Genomic DNA, 4,204 nt, shown 5'->3' on the forward strand with positions numbered 1-4,204 from the left:
GCATCCTGGGCAGCAGCATCGGCGCACTTATCGGCGGAGGAATTCTGATAACCATTTGCGCGCTAGTGAAAGACAATGTTCGGGGCGTCCGCGACGACCGGCCGAGGCGTTGAACCTGTAATGATCGACGGTATCGCACTCTTGTCGGGACAAATCCTCTCCGTGAAACTCATGCGTGGAGCATATTTGCCAGTCTCATCTGGTTGTAGGACTATTTGATCTTGAAGCTTTTGGGGCGCTATCAAGGAAGGAACGGGCAGATCGATATCGTCGAGTGTTCTTGGGACGGTACACGCGTGTATTTCGAAGAGGGGATGAGACAGAGCCAGGCGACGCCAGACGGCGAAAGCGTGTTCACCTACGTCAAGCTCATGGACGAACTCCTATCCCGCTCAGAACAAATCCTCGTCTTGGGTTGTGGCGGCGGCAATCTTGCGACACGGCTGTCGCGTCGCGGCAAGAGACTGACCATCGTCGACATTAACCCGATCAGTTTCGTGCTCGCGCATAAGTATTTCGATCTGCCGGACGAACTGCCCTGCATCGTCTCCGACTTTCGAAAATTCGTGTTCGATGACCGCGCATATTACGACGGTATTGCGATCGACGTCGGTGGACCGGGATTCCGTTTCACAGAAGAGTTTGATGCGGAGACCTGCGACGCCATCCGCTCCCGTCTGGCACCAGGCGGCCGGATCGTGATGAACGTAATGGTAGCACACGACATTGATCCGACACCCGACCGGATTGCAGCCAGACTCGCCGGTGAAGAACTGCGGACATGGATCGTCGATGAGCAATTCATCGAGGATCGCAATGCCGTCATCGCCTGCATGCCCGAGAAGACCTTGGGTTCACGGGCAGCGCTTGATCGCCTGATGCGCCATAGCCATGAACGCTGGGCGATCCGCCGCGGAAGATTGCGAAGCCGCGATCTGGCCAGTGGATTGCGCTAATGCCGCAGCTTCCGGCGGACCGACGCGAGACGTGGATAACAGGTATCGGGCTCGTTTCCTCCCTGGGGGACGGGTTGGAAGCGAATTGGGACGCTCTTCGCAGCGGTCGCGTAAACGTCGATCTGGAAAGATATGCGCCGTGGATGATCCACCCTTTGGTACCGCTGAATCTAGACAGCCAGATTCCGAAAAAGGGTGACCAGCGCCAGATGGAAGCATGGCAGCGCATCGGCACCTACGCAGCCGGTCTTGCCCTGGATTCCGCCGGCATCAAGGACGACCAGGAAATCCTGGCTCGAACCGACATGATCGTCGCTGCGGGCGGCGGCGAGCGCGACCTTGATGTCGATGCCGCGATTTTGACCGCGCGTGCGGATGGGAGGTCGGGGGCTCTCAACGAACGGCTGATGAACGACCTGCGCCCTACCCTGTTCCTCGCGCAGTTGTCCAATCTGCTCGCCGGCAACATATCGATCGTCCACGGCGTGTCCGGATCGTCACGGACCTTTATGGGCGAGGAAACCGCCGGCGTGGACGCCGTTCGGATTGCGTGGGCGAAGATCGCCTCCGGTCAGAGCGAGATTGCCTTGGTCGGCGCCGCGCACAACGGCGAGCGCAAGGAAATGCTAATGCTCTACGAATGTGGCGGCTTCAATCTCAAGAAGGACTTCGCATCGGTCTGGTCGCGCAGCGGCGGTGGCTTTGCTTTGGGGTCGGGTGGCGTGTTCCTGGTGCTTGAGTCGAGACCTCATGCGGAGCGCCGAGGCGCCAAGCCGTTTGCACGGCTGGTCAACGTCGTTTCCGGTCATTCCTCCCGAGCTGCCCCGGGCGGAGTTGAAAGAACTTTGGAAGGTCTCTGGGATTCTCTGGGGGTCACCGAGAATTCAACCGCGATCTACACGGCAGCGACAGGCGCCGCGGTTGCCACCAGGGAAGAGGCTGCCTTCCTGTCGGCACACCGGGATGTCCCCGTTCGCGCGGTCGGCACGTCCTTCGGACATCTCAGCGAAGCGCAATTCCCGTTAGCATTGGCCCTTGGTTCGTTGAGCATATCCCGCGGTGCGTTGGTCCCTCCAAACGATGCATCCGGCCGAGAGACCGAAATCGGCCTTATGCCGGCCCAGATAGTGGCCGTCGGCGTCGGTCATTGGCGCGGCGAAGGAATGGCGCTTATAGAGGCCGCCTCATGACGACGCTTCCTGAAACCGGCCCGGCGTCCACAAAGCGGCGTAACGCGAATACGGCGATGCGTGACGGCCACAATCGCCCTGTCGTCGTCGTTACGGGCATGGGCGTGATCACGTCGCTTGGTGAGGGCAAGACTGAGAATTGGGCGAAAATTACCGCCGGAGAGTCTGGAATAAGCACTATCCGGCGCTTTTCCACCCATGGGCTGAAGACGCGCATCGCCGGCACCATCGACTTCGTTGAGGTGAAGCCGTTCTCCTCGACAACGCTGGCCGAGCGTCTGGCAGATATCGTCATCGAAGAGGCTGTCGGCCAATCGGGAATTGGACGAAAGGGCGATTTTCCAGGCCCGTTGTTTCTCGGCCTGGCGCCGGTTGAAGTCGAGTGGCCGCAACGCGAAGAGATCGCACGGGCCTCCGGCGAAGCGGGCTCCATAGACTACGACATCCTGCTGCGGACGAGCGGCGGCGGGCGATTCACGCAGGTCCACACCCGCTATCTGTTCGGCTCGGTCGCGGATCACCTTTGCGAGACCTTCGGCACGAAGGGATCGCCCATCTCGGTGTCAACGGCCTGCGCGTCGGGCGCTACAGCAATCCAACTCGGCGTCGAGGCAATTCGGCGCGGAGAAACCGACGCCGCGCTATGTGTAGCGACCGACGGTTCGGTCAATGCCGAGGCTATGGTGCGATTTTCCCTCCTGTCGGCACTTTCTACGCACAACGACGATCCGCGTAGCGCATCGAAGCCCTTTTCGAAGAACCGGCAAGGATTCGTGATGGCTGAAGGTGCCGGGGCGCTCGTGCTGGAGAGCATGGACGCCGCACGATCGCGCGGCGCGAAGATCTTGGGCGTGATCGCCGGCTGTGGCGAATTGGCGGACACTTTCCATCGTACCCGTCCCAAACCGGACGGGGTTCCGATCGCCGATTGCGTCCGCAACGCTCTCGCCGATGCAAGCATGACATTTGATCAGATCGACTACATCAACGCTCATGGAACAAGTACGCCAGAGAACGACAGGATGGAATATCTCGGCGCCGCCGCCGTGTTCGGCGATCATGCCCGCAAGATTCCCGTTTCATCCAACAAATCGATGATCGGACACACGCTCTCCGCTGCCGGCATCATAGAAGCTGTATTCACCCTGTTGACGCTGGAACACCAGCGCATTCCACCTACCATCAACTACGATATTCCGGATCCAGCAATCCTGTTTGACGTCGTGCCTAATAGGGCAAGAGATGCGCGAGTCACAACGGGAATGTCGAATTCGTTCGGCTTCGGCGGCCAAAATGTCTCGCTCATCATGAGGCGGGAAGTGAACTAATCTGAGCTTGCGAAGACAGCGTCGGCCGCCAAATCGAACGCCCGGCCCGGATTAATAGTTGGCTCATCTACGGAAGCGTCAGTTTGTCATGTCTTTGACCCAACCCCTTTCTGTATTTAAGGTCTTGGTGGTGGAAGACGATGAGATATTGCGAATGTGTACGGCGAACGTCGTCGCCGACGCCGGGTTTATGACGGTCGAAGCGGCGAATGCGGACGAAGCGATTGCCATTCTGGAAAGCTGTTCGGACATAGCGCTCGTTTTCACCGACATCCAGATGCCCGGCAGCATGGACGGCTTAGGGCTTGCTCAAACTGTCCACGACCGATGGCCGGCCATCAAGATCATTTTGGTGTCGGGAAGAGTGGAGTTGTCTGAGCGCGACAGACCCGTAAACAGCCGGTACTTCCAGAAGCCGTTTGCGATGAAGCAAATGATAGAAGGCCTTCAGGATATGATCCGATCCGCTGAAGTACAGCCTGTGCAAAGTCTGGACAGCAGACAGGATAAATTCAGATGAGCGGAGATCGATCCAGATTGCTGAAGATCGGCGAGCATGTCTGCTGGGACGGCCGCTAGGCGGACCGAGGCGAAGTCGTAGAAAACGATTGGAGCGTCGTGAAAATCGCCTGGGACAATGGACTCACGAATTCAATCTCCCACAAAGACATGGCCTGTGTGGATTGGCGCGCGTGAAATCTTGAGAGTGGTTGTCTGAGCAGCATTACTT

The 4,204-nt window shown here is 58.7% G+C and carries 4 protein-coding genes; all 4 read left to right on the forward strand.

Going from position 1 to position 4,204, the window contains the following annotated elements:
* The first annotated feature begins 221 nt into the window (after nt 1-221).
* The 4 genes from WB528_RS08670 to WB528_RS08685 all read left to right on the forward strand — a co-directional run bounded on the left by WB528_RS08670 (nt 222) and on the right by WB528_RS08685 (nt 3,994).
* Nucleotides 222-956, forward strand: coding sequence for a spermidine synthase (locus tag WB528_RS08670; RefSeq protein WP_423888010.1), 735 nt, complete (start codon nt 222-224; stop codon nt 954-956).
* The gene (locus tag WB528_RS08675; RefSeq protein WP_423888011.1) at nt 956-2,146 is read left to right on the forward strand and encodes a beta-ketoacyl-ACP synthase; all 1,191 of its coding nucleotides are present in this window, start codon (nt 956-958) and stop codon (nt 2,144-2,146) included. The genes WB528_RS08670 and WB528_RS08675 overlap by 1 nt, the downstream gene beginning before the upstream one ends.
* A 56-nt stretch (nt 2,147-2,202) precedes the next feature.
* Nucleotides 2,203-3,474 (forward strand): beta-ketoacyl-ACP synthase, encoded by a 1,272-nt coding sequence (locus WB528_RS08680; RefSeq protein WP_423888013.1) that lies wholly within the window; start codon nt 2,203-2,205, stop codon nt 3,472-3,474.
* Between the two features lie 88 nt (nt 3,475-3,562).
* Entirely contained in the window at nt 3,563-3,994 is a 432-nt protein-coding gene (locus WB528_RS08685) for a response regulator (RefSeq protein WP_423888012.1), read from the forward strand.
* Nucleotides 3,995-4,204 lie beyond the last annotated feature (210 nt).

The organism is Bradyrhizobium sp. (assembly GCF_049586575.1).
Taxonomy (GTDB): Bacteria; Pseudomonadota; Alphaproteobacteria; order Rhizobiales; family Xanthobacteraceae; genus Bradyrhizobium.